Source organism: Halococcus agarilyticus (assembly GCF_000334895.1).
GTDB lineage: Archaea > Halobacteriota > Halobacteria > Halobacteriales > Halococcaceae > Halococcus > Halococcus agarilyticus.
The window spans coordinates 1-541 of sequence record NZ_BAFM01000046.1; the positions used below are offsets into that span (position 1 = coordinate 1).

At 69.1% G+C, this 541-nt stretch carries 1 protein-coding gene; it reads right to left on the reverse strand.

All coding sequences use genetic code 11. The features are described 5' to 3' along the window. The coding region (locus TX76_RS16915; protein WP_324185993.1) for a transcription initiation factor IIB at window positions 1-541 on the reverse strand (541 nt) is incomplete at both ends.

Below are 541 nucleotides of genomic sequence, written 5' to 3' on the forward strand. Positions count from 1 at the left end.
CGACCCTGGAGACGGTGGCGATCTCGTCGAGGCTCCGGGGGGTGCCGGCCTGTCGGGCGGCGGCGTAGAGCGCGCTCGTGGAGACGCCCTCGATGGAGCGTCCGGGAAGGAGGTCCTCGTCGAGCGCGCGACGGTAGATCACGCTCGCGGTCTCGCGCACGGAGTCGGGGAGACCGAGCGCGCTCGCCATGCGGTCGATCTCGCCCAACGCTTGCTTGAGGTTGCGCTCCTTCGAGTCCCTGGTGCGGAATCGCTCGTTCCAGGTGCGCAGACGCTGCATTTTCTGGCGCTGGCGGCTGGAGAGGCTGTTGCCGTAGGCGTCCTTGTCCTGCCAGCCGATGTTGGTCGAGAGGCCCTTGTCGTGCATCATGTTCGTCGTCGGGGCCCCGACGCGGGACTTCTGGTCGCGCTCGGCCGAATCGAACGCGCGCCACTCCGGCCCACGGTCGATCTCGTCGGTCTCGACGACGAGCCCACAGTCGGTACAGACGGTCTCGCCGTGCTCGGTGTCGCTCACCAGCCGGCCGCCACACTCCGGGCA